The organism is Amycolatopsis vastitatis (assembly GCF_002234595.1).
GTDB lineage: Bacteria > Actinomycetota > Actinomycetes > Mycobacteriales > Pseudonocardiaceae > Amycolatopsis > Amycolatopsis vastitatis.
In genome coordinates this window covers 521,866-538,115 of record NZ_NMUL01000007.1, presented here as the reverse complement: position 1 = coordinate 538,115, position 16,250 = coordinate 521,866, and the positions used below count along the sequence as shown (strand labels likewise).

Genomic DNA, 16,250 nt, shown 5'->3' with positions numbered 1-16,250 from the left:
GCCCATGTCCTCGACGCTTGACCGGGCCGTCGAGCAGCTCGCCCGCGCGTTCGCCCTGCTCGACGACCACCTGGCCGCCGGACCTGGCCGCCTGCTGCCGCTGCTCGGCTGGGAGCTGCCGCCGGGTGTCTCCGACATCGGTCTCGCCGCGATCGACCTGTCGGCGCTGAGGGACAAGTTCCAGGTGCTCCAGACGATCAAGGTGTCCGGGACCGACGTGCAGGTTTCGGCCGCCTTCGCCGACCTCACGGTGAGTGTGGCGGACACGCTGGCGCAGCTGCGACGGGTCGCGACCAACCTGAGCGCGACCCCGGACTACCTGGCGAAGACCAACATCGTCAACGAGTTCTTCCCGCGGCTGCTCGACTTCGTGGTCATGCAGGCGGTCGCGCACTTCGCGCCCCCCGCGTTCGCCGTCGGCCACCTGTGCGGGATCTTCCTCGGCGAGCCGCACGACGCCGACCCCGCGGTGTACCGGAGCGAGCACGTCCGGCACATCGTCCGCTGGGACCGGCTCGGCACCCTGTTCACCGACCCGGTCCGGCTGTTCCGCGAGGTCTACGGCTGGGGCACGCCGCAGTTCGACCCGACCGCGCTGATCGTCAACGTGGGCGGCATCCTGCAGTTCGCCGGGGTGGGCACCGCGATGCGGCAGCTGCCCGCCCGGGCCGAGGAGACGATCCGCGGCACGAAGCTGCCCGAGCACGCCGACCCGTCGTTCCAGCTCTTCGTGAGCCTCGTCAAGGGGCTCGGCCTCGACGCGCTGGACGTCGGCATCTCCCTCTACGGGCTGCACCCGACCGCGCCGGGCGGCGCCGACGGCGGGTTCGGCTTCTCGCCGTACGCCCACGGGACGGCCGACCTGCGTTTCCCGCTGGCCGAACACGTCGCGCTCACCATCGAGGCCTCGGCCGACCTCGCCGGCGGTGTCGCCCTGGTCGTACGCCCGGACCAGGGTGCCGTCGTCCGGGCCGGCCTGAACGACGCTCCGGTCACCGGCGACGCCGACGTCTTCGTCGCGCTCCGCTACGAGACGCCGCCGGACAAGCCGCTCGTGCTGATCGACGTGGCCGACGCCCTGCGCGTCGACGTCAAGGCCCTCTCCGCGGGCGGGGGCATCCGGCACGGGAAGCCGGTGGTCGGGCTGGCGCTGGAGGGCGGCCACCTGGTCATCGACGCCTCGGGCGGCGACGGGTTCCTCACCACCGTGCTCGGCGGCGCCCGGATCGAGTCGAAGTTCGACCTCTCCGCGACGTTCTCGCCGGGCGCCGGGCTGCAGCTCGGCGGCAGCGGCGGGCTGGAGCTCGAGATCCCGGTGCACCTCGAGCTCGGCCCGGTGGAAATCAAGAAGCTCTACCTCGCCCTCGGCGTGCGGGACGGGAAGCTGCCACTGGAGGTGTCCGCGGGCTTCTCGGCGAGCCTCGGGCCGATCAAGGCGAGCATCGACCGGATGGGCGTCCTGCTCGATCTGTCCTTTCCGGACGGTGGCGGCAACCTCGGCCCGGCCCAGCTGGACTGCGGGTTCAAGCCGCCCAGCGGGATCGGCCTCGAGGTGGACGCGGGTCTCGTCGCCGGGGGCGGGTTCCTCTACGCCGACCCGGACCGCGGCGAGTACGCGGGCGCGCTCGAGCTGGAGTTCGCCGGGTTCGTCGAGCTGAAGGCCATCGGGCTGATCAGCACGCGGATGCCGGACGGCTCGCCCGGGTTCTCGCTGCTGATCGTGATCACCACCGAGTTCGGCGGCGGCGGGATCCAGCTGGGGTACGGGTTCACGCTGCTCGCCGTCGGCGGGCTGATCGGGCTGAACCGCGGCATGAACCTGCAGGCACTGGTCGAGGGCGTGCGCACCGGCTCGATCGAGTCGGTGATGTTCCCGCAGGACGTCGTCGCCAACGCCCCGCGAATCCTGTCCGACCTGCGCGCGTTCTTCCCGCCGGAACAGGGGAAGTTCCTGATCGGCCCGATGGCGAAGATCGGCTGGGGCACCCCGACGCTGGTGAGCGTCTCCCTCGGCGTGATCATCGAGATCCCGCCCGGCAACGTCGCGATCCTCGGGATCCTCAAGTGCGTCCTGCCGGCCGAGGAGCTGCCGCTGCTGGTCCTGCAGGTCGACTTCATCGGGGCGTTCGAGCCCGACAAGCAGCGCCTGTGGTTCTTCGCGCAGCTCTTCGACTCCCGCATCCTCACCATGACCATCGACGGCGGGATGGGCCTGCTCGTCGCCTGGGGCGACAGCCCCGACCTGGTGCTCACGGTCGGCGGGTTCCACCCGTCGTTCACGCCGCCGCCGCTGCCGTTCCCGGTGCCCGACCGGCTCTCGGTCGACATCATCAACCAGCCGGGCCGGCTGATCCGGGTGTCCGGCTACTTCGCGGTCACCAGCAACACCGTGCAGTTCGGCGCCAAGGCGGAACTGCGGCTGGGCTTCTCCGACTTCGGCGTCGAAGGGCACCTTTCGTTCGACGCGCTGTTCCGGTTCTCGCCGTTCGCGTTCGTCATCGACATCTCCGCCGGGGTGTCGCTGAAGGCGTTCGGGGTCGGCCTCTTCGGGATCGACCTGCAGTTCCGGCTGGAAGGCCCGGCACCGTGGCGCGCGCACGGCCGCGGCTCGATCTCCCTGCTGTTCTTCGAGATCTCCGCGGACTTCGACATCACCTGGGGCGAGGAGCACAACACCACCCTCCCGCCGGTCGCGGTCCTTCCCCTGCTGGCGAACGAGATCAAGAAGCCGGAGGGCTGGCAGACCCGGCTGCCCGCCGGCGGCACGCAGCCGCTGGTCACCCTGCGCACGCTGCCCGAGAACGACCAGCTGGTCCTGCACCCGCTCGGCACGCTGTTCGTCCGGCAGCGGGCGATCCCGCTGGAGGTCCGCCTCGACCGCCTCGGCCAGCAGCGGCCCAGCGACGGCACGCGGTTCGGCGTCACGCCGGCGCCGGACAGCGGGCTGGTCCAGGTGTCGGTGACCGGCGAGTCCTTCGCGATGGCGCAGTTCCAGGACATGGACGACGCGGCGAAACTGTCACGGCCGGCGTACGAGAAGCAGGACGCCGGACTGGAGCTCACCGCGGCGAAGGGGACGCTCGCGTCGGCCCGCGCGGTTCGCCGCAGTGCCCGGTACGAGCAGATCGTCATCGACAAGAAGGGCCGCCTCGCCGCAGGCAAGACAGTCGCGCGGGCCGCCGTCGCCGCGTCCACGGTGCCGCCGCGGAAGAAGCTGGTGAGCGTCAGCCCGGCAGTGTTCGGTCACCTGCTCAAGGGCAGCAGCACCAGCCGTTCGCCGTTGTCGCGCCAGGACGCCGACCGGCGCCGGCCCTTCCCGCCCGAGGACGCCGTCCGCATCGACGACCAGCGCTGGGTCGTCGCCCACCTCCGCAACAACCGGCAGGCGTTCCCGCCCGGCGGGGACATCAGCCGCACCGCCGCGGACTTCCGCAGCCACGCCACCGCGTCGGACGCGCTGGCCGACTGGATCCGTGCCGACGCGAGCCTCGCCGGCCAGCTGCACGTGATCAAGCAGGCCGAGGTGACGGCCGCGCTCGCGGTGCCCGGCACCTGGGCCGCGACCGACAACCCGGTGCCGGCGGCCGCGTCCGGCGCCGGGCCTGCCCTGCTGGCCGGCGGCCGCGTCCTCCTCGCCGGCGGCGCGGACGGCACCGGGAAGGCCGTCGCAGCCGCCGCCCTGTTCGACCCGGTGACCCACACCTGGAGCGCGGCCAAGCCGATGACGGTGGCCCGCAGCCGGCACACGACCACCCGCCTCCCGGACGGCCGCGTGCTGCTCACCGGCGGCGTCGGCGCGGACGGCGGCGTCCTGGCCTCGGCCGAGGTCTACGACCCGGTCGCCGCCACCTGGTCCACTGTGGACGGAGTGCCGTCGGCACGCGCCGGGCATTCCGCGACCGTGCTCCCCACCGGCCAGGTCCTGGTCGCGGGCGGGACTTCGGGCATCCGCTCACTGTCCACGGTGGAGCTTTTCGACCCCGCATCGGGCAAGTGGGCCGAGGGCAAGCCGATGACGGACGCGCGAGCCGGGCACCAGGCGGTGGCCGTGACCGGCGGCCGGGTGCTCGTCGTCGGCGGCCTGCTGGCGACCGGCGACCGCGACGCCGCACTGGCCTACTGCGAGCTGTACGAACCGGACGGCACCTGGACGCCGGTGGCGAGCCTGCGCACCCCCCGCGCGGGCCACCAGGCGACGCTGCTCGCGGGCGGCAAGCAGGTGCTGGTCACCGGCGGCGACCCGGTGCCCGGCCCGGCCGGCGACCTGCTCGACGGCGGCAGCCTGGCGTCCGCGGAGCTGTTCGCCTGGGACGACGACCCGGCGAACGGCACCTGGCGGCCCGCCGGGCGGATGCCCGGCGGGCGCAGCCGGCACGGCGCCGCGCTCATGCGCACCGGCGAGGTGCTCGTGCTCGGCGGCACCACCGGCCCCGCCTTCGCCGCCGGGATGCGCGTCGCGCTCCGCTACGACCCGGCGGCCGGCACGTGGACGGCCACCGGGGGAGCGGCCGAAGGGCGCTGGGACGCCGCCGCGGTGGTCCTGGCCGACGGCCGGGTCCTGACCGCGGGCGGCCTCACCGGCGCCGGGGTCTCCGCGCCGGGACCGGACGCGGGCGTGCCCACCGCCACCGCCGAGATCTTCACCCCGTGACGGACGGAAGGCAGAACGTGATGACCAGTTCCACACTGGCGGCCACCGGGACCTGGAAGCCGGGCAAGGACCTCCCCGCGCCGGGCGGCTGGTACGGGCAGCACGACGGCGCCGTCGTGCTGACGACCCCGGACGGCAAGAGCCAGGTGCTGGTCGTCGGCGGCGTCGACGGGAAGGGGGTCGCCCAGGCCACGGGCGCGGTCTACGACGTGGCCGGCGACGCCTGGACGACGGCCGACCCGCACGTGCCGCGCCGGCTGCACGCCACGACGGTGCTGGCCGACGGCAAGGTGCTCGTCACCGGCGGGGTCAGCGGCTCCCCGTTCTCCCCGGGCCTGACCGCGGCCGAAATCTTCAACCCCGCGGACAAGACCTGGAAGGTCGTCGCCGGGATGAAACAGGGCCGCTGGGGGCACAGCGCCGTCCTGCTGCCGAACAAGCAGGTGCTGGTGGCGGGCGGGGCCACGAACCGGTCCGGCGACTCGATCCGCGCGCTGGCCTCGGCGGAGCTGTACGACCCGGACAAGAACACCTGGACCGACGCCAAGCCGATGACCGACCCGCGCACCGGCCACACGGCGATCGTGCTGAAGGACGGCAAGGTGCTGGTCTGCGGCGGCACCGTGCCGGTCTCCGGAACCGGCGACGTCGCGCTCGGCTTCTGCGAGCTCTACACCCCCGGCACGACGCCGGGCAACGACAGCTGGTCCGCCACCGGGAGCCTGCTGCGCCCGCGGACCGGGCACCAGGCGGTCAAGCTGTCCGAGACCAGCGTGCTGGTCGTGGGCGGCGGCGTCCCGGGCGCGCCCGGGGACGGCACCTTCGACCCGTACGCCCGCTTGACCGTCGAGCAGTTCGACCTGACCGCCGGCGCAGGCACCTGGCAGGACGTCACCCCGGCCGAGCCCGTGCCGCGGGGCCGGGGCCTCCATCGCGCGGTGCCGCTGGGCACGGGCAAGGTGCTGGTGGCCGGGGGCACCGCCGGGCCGCGCGACGACGTCGGCTACCCGAGCGCCCTGATCCTCGACGCGAGCGGGGCCGAGAAGACGTGGACGACCGCCGCCGGGATGGCCACCGGCCGCTGGGCGTTCGCCGCCGTCGCGCTGCCCGGGACCAAGGTGCTCGTCACCGGCGGGGTGGCCCGCTCCGGGCTCGCCGCGACGGACCCGGACGCCGACGAGCTCGCCAAGACCACGGAGATCTTCGACGCCGGGAGTGGTTCGTGACCGCGAACGCCTACTCCTTCCTGCCCTGGCTGCGCACCGGGCTCGCGACCCGGATCACCGAGGACCCCGGAACCGCGGCCCGCGCGAGCATCACCGTGCGGCTGCGGCTGACCGGCGACGGCCTCGACGGCAAGGCAATCAACCAGCCGGTCGCGCAGCCGGTGCAGATCTACGGCCCGGGCGACGTCATCGGCGTGGACCCGCGCGCGATCTCGCGCATGGAGCCGCGCCCGTTCGTCACCAACGTCGAGCCGAACTACTTCGCGCACCTCGAGTTCTACGACGAAGCGCTGCCCTGGTCCTACAGCCCGGCCGCACCGGACGCCGTCACCGAACGGCTGCGGCCGTGGCTCGCCCTGATCGTGCTGGCGGCGGGCGACGGCGCCGACGCGGAGTTCGCCGAAGGCACCGTGGCCGGACGGCCCCTGCCGTTCATCACGGTCACCGGCACCGGCGCGCTCCAGCCGCCGGACCAGCTCGGCGCCTGGGCGCACGTGCACGTCAACGGCGGCCTCGACGGGCCGGTCGCCTCCGACGACATGGCCGCGGTCCTGCCCGAGCTGCGGTCCGTGCTGGACACCAACGCCGACAACGCGTGCTCCCGGATCGTCTGCCCCCGGCACCTGCGGCCCGCCACGGCGTACCAGGCGTTCCTCGTGCCGGCGTTCGAGACCGGGCGGCTGGCCGGCCTCGGCCTCGACCCGGCCGCGGCACCGGGCGCCCTGCACCCCAGCTGGGGCGTGCCGTACGCCGGCCGGCAGGCGGCCGGCCAGCTGCCGTACTACCACCGGTGGGGGTTTTCGACCGGCGCCGCGGGCGACTTCGAAGACCTGGTCCGGTTGCTCGAACCCCGGGTGCCCGACGAGCACGTCGCCCGCCGGGACATCGACGTCTTCAACTCCGCGGGCTTCAAGCTGCCCGGGATCACCGAACCCCCCGAGATCGGCGGGATCCTGCGGCTCGGCGGCGCGCTCGAGATCCCGTTGCGAAAGAAGGACAACTGGGATAACTGGGACAGCCGGTTCACGGCCGAGGACAACCGGAAACCCGAGAACCAGCACAACCCCTACCCGCCGCCGCTCGGGACCTACCCGCACCCGTTCCAGAAGGCCCTCGCCGGGCTGATCAACCTCGCGGAGGACTACACGCGGCAGCCGCCCGCCGCGGCGCACGAGCGGCTGGCCGGCCCGGCCGCCGCGACGCGGGTCGACCCGGTCGTCACCCCGCCGCTGTACGGACGCTGGCCCGCGCTCCGGTCGCGGCTGCTCGTCGACGACGACGGGTCGCCGACCCCGGCTCCGGAGAACAAGAACTGGGTGCACCGGCTCAATCTCGACCCGCGGTTCCGCGTCGCGGCGAACTTCGGCACCCAGGTCGTCCAGGCGCGCCAGGAGGAGTTCATGGCCGCCGCCTGGGCCCAGATCGGCGACGTGCTCAAGGCCAACGCCCGGATCCGGGCCGCCCAGCTGCACCGCGAGGTGGGGCACCGGCTGCAGCGCAAGCACATCGGCGACCCGGCCGCGGACCCGGAGCACCTGGCGGCGGCGCCTTCGGCTTCGGGCAAGGCGCTGACGCTCACCGCGCCGGCGCATTCGCGGGTGACCCACGCGCCGTTCACGGCTCCGGCGGCGGCCGGAGCCGACGTGGGCGGCCCGGTGGCGGTCGGTTTCCAGGTGGCCACGAGCCGGGTCGCCGCGGCGCCGCTGTCCCCGGAGATGCGCCGGCTCACCCGGCCGGGTTCGCGGCTGATGCGCACGCTGGAGGTGACCGCGGACGCCCTGGTGCCGCGGATGGACCTCGACACCGGCGCGGTCACCGCCGCGGCGCCCAAGACCACGCCCGGTGCGCTGGTCACGCCCGACGACGTCGAGAACGCCCTGCCGCAGGTGGTGCGGCGAAGCAGCGGCGGCGACCGGGTGGGGCAGCTCCCGGTCAACGACAAGTTCGTGCTGAGCCTGCCCGGCGAGGGCATCGCCCCGGCCGGAACCCCCGGACACCCCGACAGCCCGGAAGCGGCGTTGTTCAAGAAGGCGGTGGGCGAGATCTACGGCGGCTGGTCCGCCGCCGCCGTCGGCGGGCAGGTCACGCCGCCGCCGAAACTCGACGTCGCCCGGACCACCGGTTCGGTGCTGCGGAACCTGAGCGCCGACGTCACCGTGCCGCGGAACCTGCTCACCACGGTGAAGCTGGAAAGCGAGCGGCTGCAGCCCTTCGCCGAGAGGTTCCTCGAAGCGATGGCGTACCCGGCGATCGACCTGCCGATGTTCCAGTCCCTCTTGGACAAGTCGGTGGACACCTTCGTGCCCAACCTGACCCTCATCCCGCCGAACAGCATCACGCTGCTGGAGACCGACCAGGAGTTCGTCGAGGCGTTCCTGGTGGGGCTCAACCACGAGCTCGGCCGTGAAATGCTGTGGCGGGAGTACCCGACCGACCAGCGCGGCACGCCGTTCCGGCAGTTCTGGGACCCGCGCGCCGCGTTCTCACCGCCCGGGGAACCGCCCGCCGCCCGGCGCGAGCGGCTCTACGACGTCACGCCGATCGACACGTGGGGCTCCGCCACCCCGCTCGGCGCGCACGACAACCGCGAACTGGCCGGGGACAAGCAGGAGAACGAGCTGGTCCTGGTGATCCGCGGCGAGCTGCTCAAGAAGTACCCGACCGCCGCCGTCTACGCGCACCGGGCGCGCTGGGAACCCGACAACCGGCACCCGGACCCGCACCGGGAACGCGTCCCGGTCGAGCTCGCCGACGAGAACCACCCGACGTCCGAAGAAATCAAGCTGCCGCTGTACGAGGCGAAGGTGGAGCCGGACATCTACCTGCTCGGCTTCGACCTCACCGCGGAGAAGGCGAAGGGGAACTTCAAGACCGGTGATGCGGGCTGGTTCTTCGTGCTCAAGGAAAGGCCCGGCGACCCCCGCTTCGGCGTCGACGACGGCGCGCCCACCCGCGTCGAGGTCTGGAACGACCTGTCCTGGGGTGACGTCGACCCGGGCGGCAGGCACGGTTTCGTCGTGCTCGACCAGGACACCGCCGAGGTCCCGCTGCTGGACTTCGACGACCCCGCCGGCGACGAGGAGAAGGAGGCCCAGCACGCCGAGGACGTGGCCCTGCCGCGCTGGTACGCGGGGCTGAGCTCGGCGGACCTCGCCTACCTGCTGTTCCAGGCCCCGGTCCTGATGGCCGTCCACGCACAGGAGATGCTGCTCGATGACCCCGCTCACTGACGACTACCCGGTGCTGCTCGGCCCGGTCCGGCTGGAGACCCGGTTCACCGAGACCGACCTGCTGGTCCGGGTGTTCCCCGACGAGTGGGCGATCGACAAGTTCGAACCGGACCCGACCGAGGCCGAAGCCGGTGCGCTGAAGGCGTACTGGACGGCGTTCTGGCGGGCCGGTGGCCGGCCCGCCGGCGAGCAGGCCGCCTGGCAGGAGCTGGTCGCGCGGGTGCCGGCGGGCCGGGCGGGCTGGCTGCTGCAGCAGTACAAGCCCGCGAACCCCGCCGACAAGCCGTCGGCCGCCGACGCGAAGACCGCGGTGCTGGTGATCGTCAGCGAGCAGGTGCTGTCCGCGAACGACCGGCAGCCGACGATCACCTACTGGACCGCGGTCTGGCGGGCGCACGGCGACCGCGGCAAGCTCCGCGACGCCGACATCGCGCTGCTCGCCGCGGTCGGCGCGAGCCGGGCGCCGGCCATCCGCGCCCGGCCACCGTCCGGTGTGGACGGTGCACCGGCCGACCCCGGCAACGACGTCGTGCTGGCGTTCCAGGTGCTGCCCCGGCCGCCGCGGGTCGCGGCGCGGTCGTGGACCCAGGCGGCGAAGGCCCGGCTGCTGCCCGACCGGTTCGTCGCGTACGGGTTCGTCGGCGGCGCCCAGGTGTTCTCCGTGTCCGGCGCGGCGATCCCGGCGGAGCTGACCGTGAGCCCCGATCCCGGCCTGCCGCCGGAAGAGCAGCTCAAGGTGAACGAACAGACCGGCGAGCTGCGGGTCCCGGACGGCCTGCGGTGGCTGACCGACTTCGGGCGCGCGGTCGACGTCGGCATGGGCCTGCGCATCCCCCGGGCCGGCTTCGGGGCCAAGCTCGACCGCCTGGTGGTGCTCGGGCTGCGTGCGCAGGCGGCGCCGGAGCAGACCGCCGCCGACCTCGCCGACCTGCTGGGCCGCCAGTTGCGGAGCCCGGCCGGGTTCGCCCTGCTGCCGCAGGGAACGCCGACCAACAACACCGGAGCGGCCCCAGCCGGGCAGGACGCCGGGGAGGAGGCCGAGGCGGCCCGGCGCGCCACCGCCGCGCGGCCCGCGGCCGCCGCACCGGCGGACTGGACGGCCAAGACCGACGGCCAGTGGTTCGCCGAACTGCTCGGCCTCGACCCCGCGAGCCTCACCGGGGTACCGAACGCCGACCACACCGACCAGCGGGACGCGCGGGCCGCCAACACCGCGCTCTGGCCCGCGACCTGGGGCAACTACCTGCGGACGACGTTGTCGCCGATCGCGTCGCCGGGGTCGCCGCCACCGCCGCCGATCCTGAGCGAGGCGACGATAGCCAGAACCCGCGAGTTCTTCCTGCGGCACGTGTCCGGGCGTGGGCCCGTCCCGGCGGTCAAGATCGGCCGTCAGCCCTACGGGATCCTGCCCACCACGGCGTTCTCGCGGATGACCTGGCCGGACTCCGCCACCGCCGCCCACCGGCGCGGCCTGCACCGGCTGCTCGGCGCGGCCGCGGCCGACTGGCAGACGGCCGCCGGCAAGGTCACCCACCTCGGCGGCGACCACGACGACGCCCACCAGGCCCTGCTCGACATCCTCGCGCTGCACCCGACGACGGCCGAGTACCACCAGCGGTACGCCCAGAGCGTCGAGGACATCTTCAACCGGGAAAACCTGGGCGCCGCCGGCGAAACCGTGATGAGCGCGCTGGACCGGCTGCGGATGGCGGAACCGATCCGCGCCCTGCTGACCCGGCTCGGCCACGCGGACCCGCCGGGGCCCGACCCGGACCTGATCCGCCGCCTCTTCGCCGGCACCCAGTACCCGCTGCTCGCGCCGCTGGTCGACGACCGCCCGCTGTCGGAGACCGACCCGGTGCGCGACTACACCCCACCGCCGCAGGCGCGCAACTACCTGCGCTGGCTGGCCGACCACGCGGGCCGGGACCTCGACACGATCCGGCTGGAGCTCGGTTTCACCGAGGACCGCCCGCCCGCCGCCCTGCTGTACCTGTACCTGCGCCACGCCGTCCTGCTCGGCTGGGTGGAGGCGGGACGGCGGCTCGCCATGGCGACGCCGGGCGCGGCCGTGCCGTCGGCCGCGGACCCGTTGTTCGTCCACATCAGAACGCGGCGCGAGCAGGAAACCGCGGACCCGCCGAGCGAAAGCCGGTACCGCCAGCTGTACGCGCCGGCCCCGCTCATCACCGGGGACCCGGCCCGGCTGCTGGCCGACTTCCTGCCGGACGTCCTCGGCGAGCACGCCGCGACCGCCGAACTGGCCGAACAGGTCGAGGCGATCGGGCTGCTCGCGAACCTGCCCACCGCCCGGCTGGAACGGGTGTTCGCCGAACACCTCGACTGCGCCGGCTACCGGCTGGACGCGTGGCGGCTCGGCCTGGCCAACGAGCGGCTCGCCGAACTGCGCTACGGCCCGGACCTCACCGCCGCGCCGAAGCGCGGAGTCCACCTCGGAGCGTACGGCTGGCTGGAACACCTCGAGCCGCGCAAACCGCTCGGGCACAAGGACGTCCCCGCCGACCTGGTGCCGGTGTTCGGGGCCGCCACCCTGCCGCACGATCCGGGCAACGGCGGGTACGTCCACACGCCCTCGCCGGCCCAGGCCAGGACGGCGGCGGTGCTGCGGGCCGGCTACGTCGCCAACGCCGGCCGCACCGACCCCGGCTCGTTCGCGGTGAACCTGAGCTCCGAGCGGGTCCGGATGGCGCTCGCCCTGCTGGACGGGCTGCGCCAGGGCCAGTCGCTCAGCGCGCTGCTGGGCTACCGGTTCGAACGCGGCCTCCACGAGGGCCACCCCGGCGTCGAACTCGACAAGTACCTCCAGCCGTTGCGTGCCGCGTTCCCGCTGCGCGCGGGAAAGCTCTCCGGCGAGATCACCTCCGCCGACGACGTCAAGCTGGTCGAGGCGCGCAACGTCGTGGACGGGCTGGCCCTCGTGCGGCGCGCGACCCGCGAGAACCACCCGACCTACCCCTTCGGGTCGGACCTGCTGCCCACCAAGGGGGTGACCGACGACGAGAAGCAGGCGATGAACGACGAGGTGCGGCGCCTGCTGAACCTCCACGACGCGCTCGCCGACCTCGCCGTCGCCGAGGGCGCGCACCAGGCGCTGCTGGGCAACGCCGAGCGTGCCGCGGCGACGCTGGACGCCTACGCCAAGGAAGGTTTCCCACCGCCGCCCGCGGTGATCGACACCCCGCGCAGCGGGATCACCCTGACCCACCGGCTCGGCCTGCAGTTCACACCCGGGCTGGACCCGGACCACGGCGCGCTGCTCGGGCACAACGGCCCGCGGGCGCAGGCGGAACCCGCGGTCAACGACTGGCTGCCCGCCGTCCTGCCGCCGGCGTCGGACGTCGCGGCCCGGGTCGACTGGACCGACCCGGTCACCGGGAAGGCCCGCAGCCGGGTCGTCACCCAGCAGGACACCGGCCTCCAGCCGATCGACCTGCTGCAGGCCCTGCGCACACCGGGGGAGGGGGAGCTCGCCGAGCTGGACGACCGGATCGCCGGCGTCGTCTTCGGGGCCGAACAGCCGCGCCCGGACGTCCTGCTGAAGATCCGCTACACCCAGCGGGTGCCGGGCAAGACCACCTTCTTCGAGCTGTCCCCGCTCGTCGCCACCTTGCGCTCGCTGCTGACGACGTCCCGGCCGCTGCGGCCGAGCGACCTCGTGCCCGCGGCCGGCGCCGCGCCGGCCGACCGGACCGCCGACCAGGCCGTGTCGCTGCCGCGGGAACGCCCGGACGCGGTCCGCGCGTCGCTGGACCGGCTCGGCCAGGCCGTCAGCGGCTACCTCGGCGACCTGAGCCCGCTGTACCCCGCCGACCCCGGGCTGCCGCACCGCGCCGAACTGCTCGGCGGGATCGACACCTTCCTCGTCCGGTACGCCGAGCTGGCCGGGACAGCCGCGCGCTTCGGCATCGTCCGCAGCGGGTGGGGCGAGCTGATGCTCTGGCGCCGCAGCGTGTTCACCGACGTGCTGGCCGCGGTCGCCGAGACGGCCGCGCGGATGGGCAAGTCCCTGGCCGACGCGGACGCGCTGATCGCGCAGTACGACAAGCTGCCACCGTCCACTTCGGACGATGCCCGGTTCCGCCTGCTGCAGCAGGCGGAACGGCTGCTCACCACGAAACCGACGAGCCCCCGCCCGGCGAAGCCCGCTCAGCTGCGCACGATCGTCGGGAACCGGCGCCGGGACTTCGACCAGCGGCTGCAGGGCCTGCAGCGGGAGGCCAAGACGACGAAGACGACGTTGAGCGGGCTGCTGGCCGAGGTGTCGGCGCTGCTCCCGCTGACCGGCTTCGACGCGACCGGCCTGGACCTGACGCCGTTCGGCGACCGCGTGGTGACGTTCGGCCGGGACCTGCTGACCCGGGCGCAGGCGCTGCGGGCGGAGGTCGCGAGCCGGCTCACCGCGGCGGACGAGGCGCTCGTCGGCCTCGGCAAGGCGGTGACCGGCCCCGACCGGGTGCAGGCGGCCCTCGACACGCTCGAGGCGTTGCTGGGCGAGGACGTGCTCGCCGTGCCGGAGTTCACCCCGCCGCCGCAGCTGGCCCAGGACTGGCACGACGCCCGCGGCGACAGCGACCAGCTGGTCGGCCACCTCACGAAGGCACCGTCCAACCGCGACTTCCCGGTCGACGACTGGCTGCACGGCATCGCGCGGGTGCGGGAGAAGCCGCGCCTGTGGGAGAAGACCGTCCTGCTCAGCGACGCGCTGCTCGGGACCGGTGGCCTGCTCGGAACCGGGTTGCTCGGCTGGGCCGAGCCTGCCCTGGTGCCCATCCAGCTGCCGTACCACCGCGGTGACCACTGGCTGGGCATGGAGTTCGCGCCCGGCACCGAGATCACCGAGGACAAGGTGCTGTTCACCGCGCACTACGCGAAGGAACCGGTCCTGGGCGGCACCACGCACTGCGGGCTGCTGCTGGACGAATGGACCGAGGTGATTCCGGCGGCCACGGAGACCACCGGGATCGCGGTGCACTTCGACCGCCCCGACTCCGAACCGCCCCAGGCGATGCTGCTGGTCACGCCGCCGGCGAGGACCGGCCACTGGGACACCGGCGACCTGGTCGCCGCGATCACGGAGACCTTCGAGGCGGCCAAGGCACGGGCCGTCGAACCGGAACACCTCGACGACACCGCGTACGCGCAGCTGCTGCCGGCGACCGTGCTGTCGGCGACCCAGCAGCCGGTCACCGTCAGCACCGATCTCGCCGTCGCGAACCTGCGCTGGAAGGCCGCCCATGAGTGACCCGATCCGCCTCGGCTTCCCGAGTGCGCTCGACCACCGCGAGCACCCCGCGGTCGGCCTGTGGAACCGGCTGGAAGGCCGTCCGCGCACCACCGACTTCGGCCGGGCACTGCGGTCGGAGGTCCGCGACCCACTGTGGCTGCTGACCCGGCAGTGGCAGCTCGGCGAGTTCCGCGGCGCCGACGCGGGTTCCCCGGTCACCATGACCTACAGCGTCGACGCGGCACCGCCCAGCCGCTTCCGGTCCGAAGGCGGCCCGGTCGAGGACGTGCCGCCGGGCCGGCCGCTGGAGGCGGTCGCCGAGCGGCGGCGACTGCCCTTCGCCTTCGGCACGGACCCGATCTCGTTCGACCTCCGGCTGGCCATCGGCCACCGCTGGCTGAAGCTGATCACCGGATCGTCGATCCTCGGCGCTCTCCAGGGGTTCCGCCGGCAGTACGTCAAGCTGTACCCGATCGCCCTGCCCGATCCGGCGGCCGACGCCGACACGCCGCGCGTCGCGCACCCCGGGGTGTGGGCGACGATGCAGGCCATTTCCGGCCGGCGGATGGACGGCTACCTGCTCTACCGGCACATCAAGGACGGCGGGCACGCTTCCGACGGCATCGACGACCTGCTGCACCTGCACTACCCCGAGCTCGACCGGCTGGGCGGCAAGCTGGTCGCGTGGTTCGAAGCGCTGATCGACCAGCCCGCCGGCGACGCGACCTGGGATCCCCAGCGGCTCGAACACCGGTTTTCGGTCGCCGCGCGGACGCCCGGCGGCGGCGAGAAGGTCCTGGCCGCGCGCGAGTACCCGGGCGGTGTGCTGGATTGGCACGCGTTCTCGATCGACCCCGAAGCCCCGCTCGGCGGAACCGCGGCGAGCCCCGGACCGGTGCACCGGACGGTTTTCCCGGCACCGGTCCGCTATTCCGGGATGCCGTTGCCGAGGTGGTGGGCCCTGGAGGACGGGCGCACCAACTTCGCCGCGGTCTCCCCGGACAGCACCGACCTCGCCCGGCTGGTCTTCCTCGAGTTCGCGCTCGTCTACAGCAACGACTGGTTCCAGCTGCCCTGCGACCTGCCCGCCGGCACTCTCGCCACCATCCGCGGCCTGGCGGTGACCGACGTCTTCGGGGAGAAGCTGTGGATCACCCCCGCCGGCACCGGCGACGACCAGGACTGGCAGCGCTGGTCGATGTTCACCCTCGACACCATCGACAGCACACTCGCCGGGGACACCCCGGTCGCGGCGGACACCAGCCTGCTCCTGCCGCCGAGCGTGCCGAAGGTCGCCGGAGGCCCCGCGCTCGAGGAAGTGCTGTTCATCCGGGACGAGATGGCGAACATGGTGTGGGGGATCGAGCAGACCGTCCGCCTGCCCACCGGCGAGCCCCGCCGCGGCAGCGAGGTCGCCGCCGAGATCCTGGCCCACCGGCTGCGCCTGAACCCGCCGGTGCCACCCGAAGGCCCGCGGGCCGCGGTCGCGTACGAGGCGATGACGTCCGTGCCCGAGAACTGGATCCCGTTCATCCCGGCACACACCGAGGGCGGCCACCGCGGCATCCGGCTGCAGCGGGCCGCCATGCCCGGCGTCGTCGACGGCCTGCCGGTGCCCGCGCGCACCGCGTTGCTGCGCGAAGGGTTCGACGACAAGCAGCAGTACTTCGTCAACGAGGAGGAGGTACCCCAGGCGGGCACCCGCCTTTCCGCCGCCTACAACCGCACCCGCTGGACCGACGGCCGCGTCGTCGTCTGGCTCTCCGCCCAGCGCGGCGCCGGACGTGGCGAGGGTTCGAGCGGCCTGGCCTTCGACATCCTCGTCGACACCGGGAAACCCTGACCGCCGAAACCGCCGATCAGACGGTTTCCCCGGTGGTTCGAGTACTCGGCCGGCC

The 16,250-nt window shown here is 73.6% G+C and carries 5 protein-coding genes; all 5 read left to right on the top strand.

Translation table 11 applies throughout. The annotated features are described in order from the left end of the window. The first annotated feature begins 4 nt into the window (after positions 1 to 4). From CF165_RS09705 to CF165_RS09685, 5 genes are read left to right on the top strand one after another with little or no spacing between them, the layout of a single operon-like run. Positions 5 to 4,651 (top strand): DUF6603 domain-containing protein, encoded by a 4,647-nt coding sequence (locus CF165_RS09705; RefSeq protein WP_093947091.1) that lies wholly within the window; start codon positions 5 to 7, stop codon positions 4,649 to 4,651. Between the two features lie 20 nt (positions 4,652 to 4,671). After that, positions 4,672 to 5,877, top strand: coding sequence for a Kelch repeat-containing protein (locus CF165_RS09700; RefSeq protein WP_093947090.1), 1,206 nt, complete (start codon positions 4,672 to 4,674; stop codon positions 5,875 to 5,877). Next, a complete protein-coding gene (locus tag CF165_RS09695; protein WP_093947089.1) occupies positions 5,874 to 9,107 on the top strand; it encodes a hypothetical protein in 3,234 nt (1,077 codons plus the stop codon). The genes CF165_RS09700 and CF165_RS09695 overlap by 4 nt, the downstream gene beginning before the upstream one ends. Beyond that, positions 9,091 to 14,370 (top strand): hypothetical protein, encoded by a 5,280-nt coding sequence (locus CF165_RS09690; RefSeq protein ID WP_093947088.1) that lies wholly within the window; start codon positions 9,091 to 9,093, stop codon positions 14,368 to 14,370. The genes CF165_RS09695 and CF165_RS09690 overlap by 17 nt, the downstream gene beginning before the upstream one ends. Continuing rightward, the gene (locus CF165_RS09685) at positions 14,363 to 16,195 is read left to right on the top strand and encodes a hypothetical protein (protein WP_093947087.1); all 1,833 of its coding nucleotides are present in this window, start codon (positions 14,363 to 14,365) and stop codon (positions 16,193 to 16,195) included. The genes CF165_RS09690 and CF165_RS09685 overlap by 8 nt, the downstream gene beginning before the upstream one ends. Positions 16,196 to 16,250: the final 55 nt, after the last annotated feature.

Excerpts from the sequence above, each read along its gene's own strand:
- CF165_RS09700 (WP_093947090.1), top strand. The coding sequence starts at position 4,672 with ATGACCAGTTCCACACTGGCGGCCACCGGGACCTGGAAGCCGGGCAAG.
- CF165_RS09685 (WP_093947087.1), top strand. The coding sequence starts at position 14,363 with ATGAGTGACCCGATCCGCCTCGGCTTCCCGAGTGCGCTCGACCACCGC.
- CF165_RS09690 (WP_093947088.1), top strand. The coding sequence starts at position 9,091 with ATGACCCCGCTCACTGACGACTACCCGGTGCTGCTCGGCCCGGTCCGG.
- CF165_RS09705 (WP_093947091.1), top strand. The coding sequence starts at position 5 with ATGTCCTCGACGCTTGACCGGGCCGTCGAGCAGCTCGCCCGCGCGTTC.